Origin of the sequence: Bradyrhizobium ottawaense (assembly GCF_002278135.3) — a bacterium.
GTDB classification, from domain to species: Bacteria; Pseudomonadota; Alphaproteobacteria; order Rhizobiales; family Xanthobacteraceae; genus Bradyrhizobium; species Bradyrhizobium ottawaense.
In genome coordinates this window covers 6,735,339-6,750,139 of record NZ_CP029425.2, presented here as the reverse complement: position 1 = coordinate 6,750,139, position 14,801 = coordinate 6,735,339, and the positions used below count along the sequence as shown (strand labels likewise).

The window sequence follows — 14,801 nt, the reverse complement described above, 5'->3', positions numbered from 1 at the left end:
AGAGGATATGGTTGCTTAACTCGGCCTGAAAGGCGGGGGAGACTGCATCGCAGGGTGAAAGCGCTGTGAAGCCGATATGCGCAGATCGCTTCAAATGCCGGTAAATCGGACAAAGCGGGGCATCGACGAAGCAATGCCTCGCATTCGTCGTGCGCGGTTTACCCGATCGAGAGAGTCTCGACGGCGCCGTTAGACCAGCACCGGCTTGCGGACGCGGCCGGCGTCGCCGAACACGCGCAGATAACGCTCGATCTCCGAGGGCATGCCGGTCGCCTTTTCCGGATTGTCGGAGAGCTTGACGGCCGGTTGGCCATCGACCGACGACACCTTGCAGACCATCGAGATCGGATCGAGATTGAACGAGCCGTCCGGCGGGCAGCCGACGAAGTCGTTGGTGAGGTTGGTGCCCCAGCCGAAGGAGAGCCGCACCCGGCCGGCGAAGTGGTGATAGGTCTCCTCGATCGAGCCGACATCCATGGCATCCGAAAAGACGAGCAGCTTGTCCTTGGGATTGCGCCCCTTCTTTTCCCACCAGGCGACGATCTCCTCGCCGGCCTGGATCGGCGGCGCGCTGTCGGGGCGGAAGCCGGTCCAGTCCGCGACCCATTCCGGCGCGTCGCGCAGGAAGGCCTTGGTGCCGAAGGCGTCGGGCAGCGCGATCAGCAAATTGCCGCCATAAGTCTGGCGCCACTGGTCGAGAATGCGATAGGGCGCCCAGCGCAACTCCTCGTCGTCCCTGGCAAGTGCCGCGGCGACCATCGGCAGCTCATGCGCGTTGGTGCCGATGGCTTCGAGATCATTATCCATCGCGAGCAGCACATTGGAGGTTCCGATGAAGGACGGACCGAGGCCTTCCTTCACCGCCTCCACGCACCAGCGCTGCCAGAGGAAGCCGTGACGGCGACGTGTGCCGAAGTCGGACAGACGCAGATTCTCCAGCTTGCGCAGCCGCTCCACCTTCGTCCACAGCTTGGCCTTGGCGCGGGCATAGAGCACGTCGAGCTCGAAGCGGCCGCGGCCCTTCATCGCAGCGCGCGAGCGCAGCTCGTTGAGAATCGCGAGCGCCGGGATCTCCCACATCGTGGTGTGGGTCCACGGTCCGTGGAAATGCAATTCGTACTGGCCCTCGACCTTGCGCAGCTCATACTCGGGGAGGCGGAATTCAGCCAGCCAGCGGATGAAGTCCGCCGAAAACATGTGGGTCTTGCCGTAGAAGGTGTTACCGGCCAGCCAGATCAGCTCCTTCTTCGTGAAGCGGATGGTGCGGGCATGGTCGAGCTGGGCCCGCAGCTCGCCCTCGTCGATGATCTCGGCGAGCCGCACGTGGCGCGAGCGGTTGATGACCGAGAAAGTCACCTGCTGGTTCGGGTAGGACTCCCGAATCATTTGCAACATCAATAGCTTGTAGAAGTCGGTATCAAGCAGGCTGCGGATGATGGGGTCCAGCCGCCAGCTGTGATTGTAGGTCCGGCTCGCAATATCGGTCACTGTCATGGGGGGATTTTAGCGCGGCGGCCCGCGCGCAACCAGTGGGTTTGGCGAGGGGTGGTCTTCCGAAAGGCGGTAACGGCGATCAGGCCTTGGCAGCCGTCGCTGCGACCGTCTCGAGCTGGCTCCTGACCCAACGATGAGCCGGATCTTTCTGATAGCGCTGGTGCCAGACCATGAACATCGGCAGCTCGGCCAGCGTCCGCGTGCGGGACGCCAGCGGTATGCGCGTTTGCGCGAAGCCGCGCATCACGCCGGATGCGAGCAGGCTCGGCATGCTCGCCAGCATCTGCGAGCCGCGCAAGAAGGACGGCACGCCGGAAAAGCTCGGCACCGAGATCGCGATGTCGCGGTGAAGACCGTTGGCCGCCAGCCGGCGGTCGAAGTCGAGCCGCTCATTGTCGGTATAGACGACGGTGATGTGGCGCGCGGCGAGATAGGCGCTGCGGCTGGCCGGCGCGGTGCGTGCCTTCCCATCGAAGTAACAGACGTAATGGTCCTGGAGCAGGCGCTTCTGCACGATGTCGATGCCGGACGGCGGCAGCGGCGTGATCAGGAGATCGCAGCGGTTCTCGCGCAGCATCGCGGGCGAAGGCGATTGCGAGGGGATCACGCGCAGGTTCAGGCTCTTCACCTGGCCGGCGACATGGTCGAAGAACCGGGGCAGCAGCAGATCGCGCTGGAAGTCATTGGCGGCGACCGTCAGCGAGAGCTGCGCGCGTGGCGGCTCGAAGCTGACGCCGCCGGCAAAGCTCCGCATCTCGTCGATCAGTGCGCGCGCCTTCGCGGCCAACGCTTGCGCATGCGCAGTTGCGACGATGCCACGGCCGGATTTGGCGAACAGCGGATCGCCCGCGATTCGCCGCAGCTTGTTCAGGGCGTGGCTGACGGCGGACTGCGTCAGGCCGAGCCGGGTGGCGGCCGCCGTGACCGAGCCTTCCTCCAGCACGGCGAGGAACAGTTCGAGGGCGTGGCCGTCGAGGGCCAAATGATCGATTTCTTTCATGCAATATATTATAATCGATCTATTTATCTGTGGAATAGACCGGCCCCATGATCTCCCGACAAGCCGCGCGTCCGGACCCGGGCGCCCCAGGGAGAGACACGATGAATGCCCAGGCGCCAGTCTTGCGGGATCCCCGCCTCAACCGCCCCGAGCCCTTGACGCCGCCGCTCGGCGACGGGGGCTTCTTCCAGCGGGATCGTTCGATTCATCCGCCGGCGCATGCGCCGGGTTACAAATCCTCGGTGCTGCGCTCGCCGCGCCAGTCGCTGTTGTCGCTGGAGGGTTCGGTCTCGGAGATCACGGGGCCGGTGTTCGGCCACAACGATCTCGGCCCGCTCGACAATGATCTGATCCGCAACTACGCCAAGGACGGCGATCCCGTCGGCGAGCGCATCATCGTCCACGGCCGCGTGCTGGACGAGACCGGCCGGGGCGTTCCGAACACGCTGGTCGAGTTCTGGCAGGCCAATGCCGGCGGCCGCTACCGGCACAAGAAGGACACCTATCTGGCGCCGATCGACCCGAATTTTGGCGGCTGCGGCCGCGCGCTGACCGACGACACCGGCTACTACTATTTCCGCACCGTGAAGCCGGGCCCCTATCCCTGGCGCAACTACGTCAACAGCTGGCGTCCCGCCCACATCCATTTCTCCGTGTTCGGTTCGGGCTTTGCGCAGCGGCTGATCACGCAGATGTATTTCGAGGGCGATCCCCTGATCCCGGTTTGTCCGATCCTGACGACGATCCCGGACAAGGATGCGCTCGACCGTCTCGTGGCGCCGCTTGACCTCAATGCCTCGACGCCGTTCGACTCGCTGGCCTACCGCTTCGACATCGTCCTGCGCGGCCAGCGCTCCACCTATTTTGAAAACCGCACCGCGGGGAACTGAGCCATGCCGCAGCCGCTCAACTATCTCAAGGAAACCGCCTCGCAGACGGCGGGGCCCTACGTCCATATCGGCTTGATCCCGGCGATGGCCGGCTTCGACATCTTCGAGAAGAACTTCTCGAATGTCCTGACGACGCCGAATACGGAAGGCGAGCGCATCACGCTGGAAGGCAAGGTGCTCGATGGCACCGGTACGCCGCTGCGCGACGTGCTGCTGGAGATCTGGCAGGCCAATGCGGCCGGCCGCTACAACCATCCGGCCGACCGTACGGCCGGCGCGCTGGAGCAGGAGTTTCGCGGCTGGGGCCGCGCCGGCTCCGACTTCGAGAGCGGTCTCGTCACCTTCGAGACCATCAAGCCGGGCGCGATCGTCGACAAGGCGGGCCGGAAATGCGCGCCGCACATCAATGTCTGGATCGTCGCGCGCGGCATCAACATCGGCCTCAACACGCGGCTCTATTTCTCGGATGAAGAGGCTGCCAACGCCGCCGACCCCGTGCTCAACCTGATCGAACAGACGGCCCGGCGTTCGACGCTGATCGCAAAGCGCAGCGACCGCGCCGGCAAGGTCGTGTATTCCTTCACGATCCATCTGCAGGGGCCGGAGGAGACAGTGTTCTTCGACGTGTGAGGATCCGGCCGCCGTCCGGCAGGATCACTCCACCGGATCGCCGCGATTGATCGCTCCGCGGGCGAGGAATTGCGGCGACTGACGCATTTCGCGCGATCCCGGCCGATCGGCCGGATCGCGCCCGACCCTTTGTCTCAGTTCTGCCAGGTCGATGAATATGTCGGCCTGTCGGCGCAGGTCGTCGGCGACCATGGGTGGCTGAGTGGAGAGTGTGGAGACGACCGTCACGCGGACGCCGCGGCGTTGCAGGGCTTCCACCAGCGAACGAAAATCCCCGTCGCCCGAGAACAGCACGATCTGATCGACGTGCTTGGCGAGCTCCATCGCACTTACGGCGAGATCGACATCCATGCTGCCCTTCACCTTGCGGCGGCCCGTGGTGGCGTCGACGAACTCCTTGGTAAGCTTGGTGACGACGGTGTATCCGTTATAGCCGAGCCAATCGATCAACGGGCGGATCGACGAATACTCCTGATTCTCGATGAGGGTCGTGTAGTAGAACGCCCGCAACAGCACACCCCGGCTTTGGAATTCGCCGAGCAGACGCCTGTAATCGATGTCGAAGCCGAGCGCCTTGGAGGTGGCATGTAGATTGGAGCCGTCGATAAAGAGTGCGATCTTCTCAATCGAAGACATTGTGCTCAAATCTCCAGTCCACACGAAAGCTGGCCGATCAGCTGTCAGAGTACGGTATGTCGGCCGGAAAATACTGAAGGCGCCGATGACTTACTGAAAAAGCGGCGCAGACGACCGGACAGGGGTGGCCGTCTTGCGCCAAGGTAAGGGAGGTTCCATGCCACCAGCGCCAGGGCGCCGAATGCAGCCACGCTAAGGCGCGAGCAGGCCCTGCTCAATTGTACTGAGGTAAGGGGCTTTTATGCAAAGGATAGGACCCGATATACGAAGGTAAGTGGCTGCGCCCCATTGCGGCAATGTCGCCTTCAAACATGGGCGCGCTCGGTCTTTCGTCCGGCGTGTCAAATTTCATCACCATGCAGCTGGGTGCGAAAGGCGCGCGGTGACACCCCCGTGGCCGCGGCATAGACCCGGCTGAAATAGGCGGGGTCCTCGAAGCCCAGCGTGTAGGCAATCGTCGAGATCGGCAAATTGGTATAGACGAGGTTGCGTCGCGCCTCGCGGATCAGCCGGTTGAGGATGAGGTGCGAGGCGGTATCGCCGGTCGCCGCCCGCGTGATCCGGTTGAGATGTGTCGGCGTCACCGCCAGCGCCTCGGCATAGTCCGCGACGCTCCAGCGTTCCAGGTGATGCTGCTCCAGCAACGCCTCGAAGCGGCGGAACAGGCTGGACTCGACCGTGCCGTTGCCGCCGCTCTCGCTCGTGAGTGCGCGGGCCACCAGCCCGATCATGGCCGACGACAACGCCCGCAGCACATGCGCGCGGCCGAAATCGCGCGCGGCATGTTCGGCGAAGATCTGCTTCATGGTGGCGCGGATCTGCGGCGTTCCGCGCACCACGGCCGAGCGCGCCAGCGCACCGCGCAGGCCCTCGGCGGCGAGCAGCGCCTCGTCCAGAATTTCCGCGGCGATGGTCAGCACCCACCCTTGCGTATCAGGCACGAAGCGGAAGCCGTGGACATGACCGACCGGCACGTTGACGATCTGCGCCGGCTTCAAGGGCACCACCCGCCCATCGAGCGTCGCCTCGCCGCCGCCGCGCTCGATCAGCAGCACCTGGTGCAGCCGGGCATGGCGGTGCACGGCCAGGGTCCAGTCGTGCAGCACCGAGCGGGACGCGATGGTCTCGCAATGCACGACGTCAGGCAGATCGCCGGACTCGCCGAACAAATTGTAGACCCGGATCGCCGGGGCAGGGAGCGCGCCTCTCATGTTCGAATAGTACAAGACAATGGCGAAACCCTCCATCGGTCTGCGCCGCCAAATCTGCAAAAAAGTGCCGACGGAGGACGCAAGAATGAAGGTTCAGGTCTGTATCATCGGCGGCGGGCCGTCCGGGCTGTTGTTGTCCCAGCTGCTGCACCTGAAGGGCATCGACGCGGTCGTGCTGGAGAAATACAGCCGCGACCATGTGCTCGCCCGCATCCGCGCCGGCGTGCTCGAGCACGGCTTCGCCGAGTTGATGCGCGAGGCGCAGTGCGGCGAGCGAATGGACCGCGAGGGCGAGATCCACACCGGTTTCGAGATCGCCCATGACGGCGTGCTGTCCAAGATCGATCTGCACAAGCATTCCGGCGGCAGTTCGGTGCTGGTCTACGGCCAGACCGAGCTGACGCGCGATCTCTATGAGGCGCGGGACCGCCTCGGCGGCAAGGTCGTGCACAATGCGCAGGACGTGACGCCGCATGATCTGACGTCGGATCGGCCCTACGTGACCTATCGAGCGAACGGCGAGACTGTCCGTGTCGATTGCGACTATATCGTCGGAGCCGACGGCTTTCACGGCGTCAGCCGCAAGTCGATCCCGAGGGATGTGCTGCGCGAATATGAGAAGGTCTATCCGTTCGGCTGGCTGGGGGTACTGTCGCGCACCAAGCCGGTGTCGCCCGAGCTGATCTACGTGAAGCACGAGCGCGGCTTTGCGCTCTGTTCGCTGCGCTCGCAGGTGCTGAGCCGCTATTACATCCAGGTGCCGCTGACCGACAAGGTCGAGGATTGGAGCGACGATGCGTTCTGGGCCGAGCTGAAGCGCCGCCTGCCGGGTGAGGTCGCCGGCAAGTTGATCACGGGGCCGTCGATCGAGAAGAGCATCGCGCCTCTGCGCAGCTTCGTCGCCGAGCCGATGAGCTATGGCCGGCTGTTCCTCGCCGGCGATGCCGCTCACATCGTGCCACCGACAGGGGCGCGCGGGCTGAACAGCGCGGCGTCCGACATCTATTATCTCTACCACGCCTTGCTCGCGCATTATCAGAGCGGTGATGATTCCGGCCTTGCAGGCTATTCCGCCAAGGCACTCGCGCGGATCTGGAAGGCGCAGCGCTTCTCCTGGTGGATGACGATGCTGCTGCATCGCTTTCCCGACCGGCTCGAATACGAGGATCGGCTTCAGCAGACCGAGCTGGATTATCTTCTCTCATCCGAGACGGCGCAGCGCCTGCTCGCTGAGAATTACGTGGGCCTGCCGTTTTAAGGCGGCCGCTACTTCCCTTCCAGCGTATTCACCGGAGTCCAATCCGCAGGCGGCGGATTGGCGGTGAATGCCTGGGCGCGTTTTGCAAACAGCGCCGACGCCGGATCGGTCTTTGCCGTCTGCCCGAACGCATCGGCCGCCTTCGCAAACTCCCTTGCACGCCAGCACGCCAGTCCTTCCGCATAAGCTGCGGTCACCTTCGCCTGTTCGGCACTCTCCACGTCCCTCTTCGCCAACGGCTCGAACACCTTGATGGCCTCGCCGCGGCCCAGCACCCTGATCGCGTCCAGCTCGCGCCAGGCGAAGGCGTCGCCGCTCTGCGTCATCGTCGTCTCCGAGGCCATGATCGCGGTGCCGTAATATTTGTTGGCGCCCTCGAGCCGCGAGGCGACGTTCACGGTGTCGCTCATCACGGTGTAATTGAAGCGGCGGCGCGAGCCGATATTGCCGACCACGGCTTCGCCGCTGTTCAGCCCGATGCGATGCGACAGGCCGTGACCGGCGAAGGCGGGATTGCTCGCATTGAGCTCCGACAGCTTCTCATGGCACTTCAGCGCGGAGCGAACGGCGTTGGCGGCGTGTGCGGGATCGTCGGCCGGTGCACCGAACATCGCGACGATGGAATCGCCGATGTATTTGTCGACGTAACCGCCATGACCTTCGATGATATCCGTCATGGCGGACAGATATTCGTTCATCAGCGTCACCAGTGCTCCCGGCGTCATGGTCTCGGCAATGGACGAGAAGCCGCTGAGGTCTGAGAAGAACATGGTGACGTTGCGCATCTCGCCACCGAGCGCCGGCATCTTGCCGGAGGTGACCATGGTCTCGATGACCTCGGGCGCGAGATAGAAGGCAAAGCTCTTGCGCAGGAAGCGCTCGTCGCGATCGGCCAGCATGAATCGGTAGCCGATCATGATCGCGAGCGCGGCAAGGCTGGCGAGTGCCGGCTCCGTCAGCGGCAGCGCCAAGGCATGGACGAACGCGCTGACGGCTACGGCTGCATAAACGAGGGTGAGGGCGGACCACGTGAGCAGCGCGCCACTCGGTGCGAGCAGGCAGGCTGCGCAGGCGATGATCGCCGCGAACGCGATTGTGAGAATGGTACGCATCGGGAAGCCGAGCTCGGTCACGGCATCGCGCTCGATCAGATTTCGGACCGCGGTGGCGTGCACGAACACACCGGCGACGTCGCTGCGGGACTTCTGCACAGTGCTTGCCGGCGCGGGCAGGGCACATCGTGCCGCCGGCGTGCCGTCATACCCGCCGGACAGGCGCATCGAGGTGAGCTTGCGGTCCTCGAAATTCAGGACCGTACCAAGCAGAACGACCTTGCCGTCGAAAGCGCGGCGAAAAAAGTCGCGGTCACCCTTTTCGACGCAGGCGCGCAGATCGACGAAGGAGAAGGTCGGGATGTCGCGTCCCAGCCCTCGGAAGTTGAGCGTCATTGTGTTCGGCACGGCACTCGGGATCGCGTAGCCGGACAATTCGGTCGCGCCAGAGGACGCAATCTCGGGCTTTGCGCCCGCCGCGCGCGCAGCGAGCTCGACCGCCATCGCGGGGACCGGCCGCCCCTCGATGGCAAAGCTCAGCGGCATCCGTCGGATGACGTCGTCGTGGTCGGTGTGGACATTGAGCGCCCGCACGGTGTTGCGCACGGCGACTTGCTGGGCGCGATAGGGCACTTCCGGATGGTCATTGCTCAGGATTTCGCCGAGCACCAATTTGCCGCTGTCGGAGATTTGCCGAAGCGCGATTAGGTAATCCCGATCGAATCCCTTCATGCGGCCGCCAACGGCGGTGTCGCCAAAAGGAATCTCCGATTGCTCGATTGAGCTCGGAAAGATGACGTCGAAGCCGATCACCTTGGCGCCGCCCTCGGTGACGCTGCCGAGCACCCGGCCGATCTCGCGCGTCCAGGTCTGCGTCGGCGATCCCTTGAACGGTGGTGTGTCGTAGGTTTCACTGTCGATCGCCACGACGACGACCGGCGATGTCGCGGTGTTGCGGCTGTCGCCGAGAAGCCTCCCGCGCATCGCCGTGAGGATGTCGAGCGAAAGGCCTTGCAGGGTCTGAAGCGGCGGCGACGTGAAGATCGCGCCCGTGAGGAGCGCAATCAGGGTCGCCGCAACGATGTCCCGTCCCCCGATCCGCCGCATCGCCCGGTCGCAGGCTGCTTATTCGAGCCGCAGCAGGCGGCCGATGATCGGGGTCGGCGCCGAGGTAGCGCTGGCATCGACCTGGAAGGTGTAACGCTTGGCCCCGAGGCTCGCGAGATAGCTGCCGCCCGGGGTCAGCGACTTCCCGGCCTTGGCAAAGTCATAGAATTTGCCGCGGATCATGATGTCGTTCTTGAGCGGCACGCTGATCGTGGGTTCCTTGCCGTCGGTACGCTCGATCACCAGCGTGCTGCCGCTCTTGGCCTGGATCAGGGGCGCGACGCCATAGATCGTCGGCAGCTTGGACGGAGCGCTCTTGGCGTCGGACCGCATGGTCCGGAACGTGGTCGCCGCACTCTGGTTCGCCTCGCGTTCGGAGAGCTGCGCCGCCTTGGTGTCACAGGGCACCTTGGCGCGCTGCACGTCGCCGAGCTGCACGGTGCTCTGCTCGGCGCCGACCAGCACGACGCCCTCGCTGATGGTCTCGCGCAGGCAGGATTTGAGATAGCTGAGCGTAATGCTGGCCTTGGGCCCGAGCTTGATGATCTTGCCCGCGGCGACATAGTCCATGAACTCGACGCCATCGACCTTGCCTTGCACATCCTCGACGATCGCGGCCGGCGTCTCTGCCAAGGCAGTGGCCGCAGTACAGAACACGCCGACAACAGCGCCGATCAGGCTTCTCATGACTATTCTCATTCAATTCGACCGATAATTTGCTGGTCCCCGTCCCGGTCCGATTTTTAGCATCGGAGGCGCCCAGGCAAGTGTGACCAGAATCACTCTTTGATTATTGGTGCACTCTAGCAGGAAGTGGTTCAAGCCGGCCATCGCCGACAAAGGAGGGGGCCAAGCTGTTGGCCGGACGGCGAAATCAGGTGGCCGTGACAGCCTCGGGCGAACGGCCCTCGGCCGGAGACGCCATGATCGGAGTGAGCGGAGCCTCGGCCTTGTGAAACGGCGTCGCCCGCTCACCGGCGATCTCGACCACCTCGTCCCAGCGCGACAAGAAGGCCTCGACGCAGGCCGGATCGAACTGCCGCCCCTTGTTCTCGACCAAATAGCCGCGGGCCACCTCGATCGGCATCGGCTCTTTATATGGTCGTCGTGTCGTCAGCGCGTCGAAGACGTCGGCCACCGCGACCACGCGCGCGGCGACCGGAATCTCGTCTGCCTTCAGACCGTTTGGATAGCCCGCACCGTCCCAGCGTTCGTGATGGCCTGCGGCAATTTGCGCACCGAGCTGGATCAGCTCGCAACCGGAGTCCGCCAGGATCCGCTCGCCGATGGTTGCATGGGTGCGGATCACCGCCATCTCGTCGTCGGTCAGCCTGCCGGGCTTGAGCAGAATGTTGTCGGGAATGGCGACCTTGCCGACGTCATGCAGGGGCGCAGCCAGATAAATGTCGCGGCAAAGCCGGGGCGGCAGTCCGAGCTGCTCGGCGATGATGCGGCTGTACCTGGCAACCCGCAGCGTGTGCTCGCCGGTGTCGTTGTCACGGTATTCGACCGCGAGCGCGAGCCGCAGGATGATCTCCTCCTCGCGTTCGCCGAGCTTTCGTGTCGCGGCTGCGACTTCGCTGGCCAGATGCGCCGCACGGTCGTTGAGCTTGCGTACGGCTGCACCAAGCTGAATCAAATTCCGCAGGCGCACCGTCATCTCGACGCTCTGCGGCTGCTTGGGCAGGAAATCGGTTGCACCGGCCTGCAGCGCTTCCATCTTGACGTCATCGGTCTGTCGCGACGTGATCATCGCGATCGGGATGTCGGCACAGCCGGGCAGGGCACGGAAGGTGCGGATGAAGTTGATGCCGTCCATGTGCGGCATCTCGTAGTCGACCAGCACGAGATCGAAGCCGCGTTCGCGCGCGCAGGTCAGCGCTTCCACGGGATCGAGGAAGGTGGTGGCCTCGACCAGGCCTTCAGCCTCGATGTGACGTTTCAGGAAGTTGAGGACGGAGCGGCTGTCGTCAACCAGAAGTGCTTGGGTCAGCATCGGCGGCCGGGGCTCTCTTCGCTGGCAAAGACACGAATCCACGCCATAACCCGAGCGAATTTAACGCGAAGCAAATGCGCCGTACGGGAGCAACCGCGCCGCGGATATGCGCACCGCGCATGAAAGATTTCAGGAGGCTGTGCACGCCTGCATACAGTTGCGCGAATTCCGCGAGAATGTGACCCGTAGTTGTACGGATGCCCGTGTTAGGGGTTTGCTCACCGGATTCGCGTCAAACGAGTAGTGGAATTTTAGCAAAGGCGGGGCAGCGATGGCGCTCAATCCCACGGAGCCGAATTGGTCGTTGCGGTTGCCCGCCGATTGCAGCATCGCGGCCATTCGCAATGTCTATGAGCTCATTCGCGAGGCGTTCGGCCGCCAGGAGCGGCTCGAGATCGACTGTTCGAGCGTCGACAAGGCCGACGTGACCTCGATCCAGCTTCTGCTGTCGACAGCCAAGACGGGGCAGGCCCAGGGCCGCCCGGTGGTGCTGACCTCATTCTCACAGTCTCTTCGCAACACCCTTCGCCGCGCCGGCTTCACCAGCGAGGCGATGATCGATCAGCATTTCCCGCAAAAGAAAGATGGCACCTAATGGCCACGATTCTGACCGTCGACGATTCCCCCAGCATCCGGCAAATGATCAAGGTGGTGCTCGAGCCGGCCGGTCACAGCGTGATCGAGGCCGGCGATGGTGCGCAAGGGCTCGCCAAGGCGCAGGCCGGCAAGCTCGATCTCGTGATCACCGACCTCAACATGCCCGTCATGAACGGGCTGGAGCTGATCCGGGCGCTGCGCAAGCTGCCGAGCGCGGTCGGCATGCCCATCGTGTTCCTGACGACTGAATCCAACGACACGGTGAAGCAGGAGGCCAAGAGCGCCGGCGCCACCGGCTGGATCACCAAACCGTTCAAGCCTGAGCAGCTGCTCGCCGTGGTCGGCAAGCTGGTGCGCGCATGAGCGCAATGGACCCGACCGAGGTCTTTCGTCAGGAAGCCAGCGAGCTCTTCGAAGTTCTTGAAGGGGCCCTGCTCGATCTCGGCCAGCGTCCCGACGACCGCGAACTGGTCGATTCCGCCTTCCGCGCCCTGCATACGATCAAGGGCTCGGGCGCCATGTTCGGCTTCGACAAGGTCGCCTCTTTCACCCACGAATTCGAGACCGCCTTCGACCGCGTCCGCAAGGGCGAGATCAAGCCGACCCAGGAGCTGATCTCGGTTGCGCTCGCCGCCAAGGACTACATCCGCGCGTTGATCGAAGATCCCCAGTCGACCGACGACATCATCGGCGAGGCCATCCTCGACGACCTCAAGCGCTTCGTCTCGGCCGACCAGCCGGGTGCAGCGGTGATGGAGATTGCCGAAGCCCCGCCGCTGGCTCCCGCCGGGAGCAACCAGGCCGGCTGGCACCTCTATCTGGAATTCGAAACCCATATCCTGCGCAACGGCTCGAATCCGCTCGACCTGCTGGAAGACCTCTGCAAGCTCGGCCCCTGCTTCGTCGTGCCTGTCACCGACGGCGTCCCGTTCCTCGACGAGATGGAGCCGGAAGACTGCTATCTGAAGTGGGACGTCAAGCTGCACGCGGCCTGCGACAAGGATGCGATCGACGACGTCTTCATGTTCGTCCAGGACGAGATGAAGCTGACGCTGTCGCCCCTGGAGCATGTCGAAGCGCCTGCCCCGGCACCGCTGTTCCAGCTGCTCGACGAGGAGCTGGCTCCGGTAGTCGAAATGCCTGCGCCGCCGGTCGAGGCTGCTGCCGCGCCGGTCGCCGAGCAGCTCGTCGCAAAGGCGGAGCCGAAATCGGAATCAAAGCCTGAACCGAAGCTCGAGGCCAAGCGCGACGATCGCGGCATCGCCACCGTTCGCGTCCAAGCCGAGCGCCTCGACGAGCTGATGGACCGCGTTGGCGAGCTCGTCATCGCCCAGGCGCGGCTGACCCAGCTCGCCGCTTCCGGCTCCGACCTCTCGATCAAGATGATCGCCGAGGAGATCGAGCGCCTGGCCTCCTCACTGCGCGATACCACGATGGGTGCGCGCATGGTGCCGATCGGCTCGCTGTTCGGCCGTTTCCGCCGCCTCGTGCATGATCTGTCGCGCGATCTGTCCAAGCCCGTCGAATTCGTCACCTCGGGAGAAGATACCGAGCTCGACAAGACCATGATCGAGTGCCTGGCAGATCCGCTGGTGCATCTGATCCGCAATGCCGTCGACCACGGTATCGAAGACACCGCCACGCGCGCCGCCAATGGCAAGACCGAGCAGGGCCGGATCGAGCTCGCGGCCGTCCATTCCGGCGCACAGGTGCTCGTCACTGTGAAGGACAATGGCGGCGGCCTCAACACCGCGCGCATCCGTGCCAAAGCCGAAGAGCAGGGGCTGATTGCGACTGGCGCCGTGCTCACCGATCATGAGATCCATCAGTTCCTGTTCCATCCCGGCTTCTCGACCGCGCAGACTATCTCGGCGCTGTCGGGCCGTGGCGTCGGCATGGACGTGGTCAAGCGTACCATCGAGAACATGCGTGGCTCGATCGACCTGTCGACCCGGCCAGGCCAGGGCACCACGGTGACGCTGCGCCTGCCGCTGACGCTGGCAATCATCGAAGGTCTTCTGATCCGCGTCGGCGAAGGCCGTTACATCATTCCGCTGTCCGCGGTCGAGGAATGCATCGAGCTGACCGCCGAGGACGAGCGCTCGCGCGGTCGAAATTTCCTCAACGTGCGCGGCAATCTCGTGCCCTTCCTCCGGCTGCGCGAGATCATGACGGCATCGGGCACGCCCGACCGTCATCAGAAGACGATCATCATCTCGACCGGTGAGACTCACGTCGGCCTCGTCGCCGACCAGATCATCGGCAACCACCAGACCGTGATCAAGTCGCTCTCAAAGCTGCATTCGGATGTCACGATGTTCTCGGGCGCGACCATCCTGGGCGATGGCACGGCGGCATTGATCCTCGACGTCGCGCAGCTCGTCGCGTTGGCGCAGTCGAAGGTCGAGAAGCAGCATATCAGCGAGGCGGCGTGATGAACGATGGTTTGGCTGGCGAACGGCAGGCTGACGCGATGCAAGTTGTGATGATCGGCCTTGGCGAGGAGAAGTTCGCGCTCGACGCCGGCCTCGTGCGCGAGATCATCGATCCCGTCCCCGTGACCAAGGTGGCAGGCGCGCGCGCCTTCGTTCCCAGCGTGATCAACGTGCGCGGCAACGTCATTCCGCTCGCCGACCTGCGCATCCGCTTCGGCATGCCGCAGCTCGATGATTCCGCCGATACGCGCATCGTGGTCATCGAGCTCGAGCTCGACGGCGAGCCGGTTCTGGTCGGCGTCACCGCCGACAAGGTCTACGAGGTCACGGAGATCTCCCAGACCGACGTGCAGCAGACACCGCGCGTCGGCATGCACTGGAAGCCGGAGTTCATTCGCTTCATTGCCAAGTGGCGTGAAGAGTTCGTCATCGTTCCGAACATGGAACGCATTCTAAACTGAGATGAGGTCTCGGGCGAGACCGGGGTAGGGGCTG

General features: G+C 64.1%; 14 protein-coding genes. 7 read left to right on the top strand and 7 right to left on the bottom strand.

Annotated elements, in window-relative coordinates; genetic code table 11:
* Positions 1–189: 189 nt before the first annotated feature.
* Both pncB and CIT37_RS31850 read right to left on the bottom strand, forming a co-directional pair.
* Positions 190–1,494: a nicotinate phosphoribosyltransferase gene (gene pncB / locus CIT37_RS31855; RefSeq protein ID WP_095424387.1), complete on the bottom strand. Its 1,305-nt coding sequence runs from the start codon at positions 1,492–1,494 to the stop codon at positions 190–192.
* Between the two features lie 79 nt (positions 1,495–1,573).
* Positions 1,574–2,494, bottom strand: a complete 921-nt coding sequence (locus tag CIT37_RS31850) for a LysR family transcriptional regulator (protein WP_038949568.1) — start codon at positions 2,492–2,494, stop codon at positions 1,574–1,576.
* A gap of 101 nt (positions 2,495–2,595) precedes the next feature.
* Between CIT37_RS31850 and pcaH the strand changes: the two genes are divergently transcribed.
* Positions 2,596–3,384 (top strand): protocatechuate 3,4-dioxygenase subunit beta, encoded by a 789-nt coding sequence (gene pcaH / locus CIT37_RS31845; RefSeq protein ID WP_038972019.1) that lies wholly within the window; start codon positions 2,596–2,598, stop codon positions 3,382–3,384.
* Positions 3,385–3,387: 3 nt separating this feature from the next.
* Positions 3,388–4,014: a protocatechuate 3,4-dioxygenase subunit alpha gene (gene pcaG, locus CIT37_RS31840; RefSeq protein ID WP_028142294.1), complete on the top strand. Its 627-nt coding sequence runs from the start codon at positions 3,388–3,390 to the stop codon at positions 4,012–4,014.
* A 24-nt stretch (positions 4,015–4,038) separates the two neighbouring features.
* Here the strand turns inward: pcaG and CIT37_RS31835 are convergent, their stop codons facing one another.
* Together CIT37_RS31835 and CIT37_RS31830 are read right to left on the bottom strand one after the other, a co-directional pair.
* Positions 4,039–4,650, bottom strand: coding sequence for a LabA-like NYN domain-containing protein (locus CIT37_RS31835; protein ID WP_038949569.1), 612 nt, complete (start codon positions 4,648–4,650; stop codon positions 4,039–4,041).
* Positions 4,651–4,991: 341 nt separating this feature from the next.
* A complete protein-coding gene (locus CIT37_RS31830; RefSeq protein ID WP_028142296.1) occupies positions 4,992–5,897 on the bottom strand; it encodes a helix-turn-helix domain-containing protein in 906 nt (301 codons plus the stop codon).
* 49 nt (positions 5,898–5,946) lie between these two features.
* Here CIT37_RS31830 and pobA point away from each other — a divergent pair, with 49 nt between their 5' ends.
* Positions 5,947–7,119: a 4-hydroxybenzoate 3-monooxygenase gene (pobA, locus tag CIT37_RS31825; RefSeq protein WP_038972016.1), complete on the top strand. Its 1,173-nt coding sequence runs from the start codon at positions 5,947–5,949 to the stop codon at positions 7,117–7,119.
* Between the two features lie 8 nt (positions 7,120–7,127).
* Here pobA and CIT37_RS31820 read toward each other — a convergent pair whose 3' ends face one another.
* The 3 genes from CIT37_RS31820 to CIT37_RS31810 all read right to left on the bottom strand — a co-directional run bounded on the left by CIT37_RS31820 (position 7,128) and on the right by CIT37_RS31810 (position 11,274).
* Positions 7,128–9,278, bottom strand: a complete 2,151-nt coding sequence (locus CIT37_RS31820) for an adenylate/guanylate cyclase domain-containing protein (RefSeq protein WP_095424386.1) — start codon at positions 9,276–9,278, stop codon at positions 7,128–7,130.
* A gap of 18 nt (positions 9,279–9,296) precedes the next feature.
* Positions 9,297–9,965: a hypothetical protein gene (locus CIT37_RS31815; RefSeq protein WP_161966246.1), complete on the bottom strand. Its 669-nt coding sequence runs from the start codon at positions 9,963–9,965 to the stop codon at positions 9,297–9,299.
* A gap of 187 nt (positions 9,966–10,152) precedes the next feature.
* A complete protein-coding gene (locus CIT37_RS31810; protein WP_095424384.1) occupies positions 10,153–11,274 on the bottom strand; it encodes an HD domain-containing phosphohydrolase in 1,122 nt (373 codons plus the stop codon).
* A 271-nt stretch (positions 11,275–11,545) separates the two neighbouring features.
* Here CIT37_RS31810 and CIT37_RS31805 point away from each other — a divergent pair, with 271 nt between their 5' ends.
* The 4 genes from CIT37_RS31805 to CIT37_RS31790 are packed head-to-tail and all read left to right on the top strand — an operon-like array spanning position 11,546 to position 14,767.
* On the top strand, positions 11,546–11,869 hold the full coding sequence (locus CIT37_RS31805) for an STAS domain-containing protein (protein WP_095424383.1): 324 nt from the start codon (positions 11,546–11,548) through the stop codon (positions 11,867–11,869).
* Complete coding sequence (locus CIT37_RS31800; RefSeq protein WP_018317043.1) at positions 11,869–12,234, top strand: response regulator; 366 nt, start codon at positions 11,869–11,871, stop codon at positions 12,232–12,234. Before CIT37_RS31805 ends, CIT37_RS31800 begins: the two co-directional genes overlap by 1 nt.
* The gene (locus CIT37_RS31795) at positions 12,231–14,306 is read left to right on the top strand and encodes a chemotaxis protein CheA (RefSeq protein WP_028142301.1); all 2,076 of its coding nucleotides are present in this window, start codon (positions 12,231–12,233) and stop codon (positions 14,304–14,306) included. The genes CIT37_RS31800 and CIT37_RS31795 overlap by 4 nt, the downstream gene beginning before the upstream one ends.
* A complete protein-coding gene (locus CIT37_RS31790; RefSeq protein WP_038949573.1) occupies positions 14,306–14,767 on the top strand; it encodes a chemotaxis protein CheW in 462 nt (153 codons plus the stop codon). The genes CIT37_RS31795 and CIT37_RS31790 overlap by 1 nt, the downstream gene beginning before the upstream one ends.
* The last annotated feature ends 34 nt before the right edge of the window (positions 14,768–14,801 follow it).

Bases quoted from the DNA above. Each gene is read 5' to 3' on its own strand.
- CIT37_RS31805 (WP_095424383.1), top strand. From the start codon at position 11,546: ATGGCGCTCAATCCCACGGAGCCGAATTGGTCGTTGCGGTTGCCCGCC.
- CIT37_RS31810 (WP_095424384.1), bottom strand. From the start codon at position 11,274: ATGCTGACCCAAGCACTTCTGGTTGACGACAGCCGCTCCGTCCTCAAC.
- pcaG (WP_028142294.1), top strand. From the start codon at position 3,388: ATGCCGCAGCCGCTCAACTATCTCAAGGAAACCGCCTCGCAGACGGCG.
- CIT37_RS31835 (WP_038949569.1), bottom strand. From the start codon at position 4,650: ATGTCTTCGATTGAGAAGATCGCACTCTTTATCGACGGCTCCAATCTA.
- CIT37_RS31800 (WP_018317043.1), top strand. From the start codon at position 11,869: ATGGCCACGATTCTGACCGTCGACGATTCCCCCAGCATCCGGCAAATG.
- CIT37_RS31790 (WP_038949573.1), top strand. From the start codon at position 14,306: ATGAACGATGGTTTGGCTGGCGAACGGCAGGCTGACGCGATGCAAGTT.
- pcaH (WP_038972019.1), top strand. From the start codon at position 2,596: ATGAATGCCCAGGCGCCAGTCTTGCGGGATCCCCGCCTCAACCGCCCC.
- pobA (WP_038972016.1), top strand. From the start codon at position 5,947: ATGAAGGTTCAGGTCTGTATCATCGGCGGCGGGCCGTCCGGGCTGTTG.
- CIT37_RS31830 (WP_028142296.1), bottom strand. From the start codon at position 5,897: ATGGAGGGTTTCGCCATTGTCTTGTACTATTCGAACATGAGAGGCGCG.
- CIT37_RS31850 (WP_038949568.1), bottom strand. From the start codon at position 2,494: ATGAAAGAAATCGATCATTTGGCCCTCGACGGCCACGCCCTCGAACTG.
- CIT37_RS31815 (WP_161966246.1), bottom strand. From the start codon at position 9,965: ATGAGAAGCCTGATCGGCGCTGTTGTCGGCGTGTTCTGTACTGCGGCC.
- CIT37_RS31795 (WP_028142301.1), top strand. From the start codon at position 12,231: ATGAGCGCAATGGACCCGACCGAGGTCTTTCGTCAGGAAGCCAGCGAG.
- CIT37_RS31820 (WP_095424386.1), bottom strand. From the start codon at position 9,278: ATGCGGCGGATCGGGGGACGGGACATCGTTGCGGCGACCCTGATTGCG.
- pncB (WP_095424387.1), bottom strand. From the start codon at position 1,494: ATGACAGTGACCGATATTGCGAGCCGGACCTACAATCACAGCTGGCGG.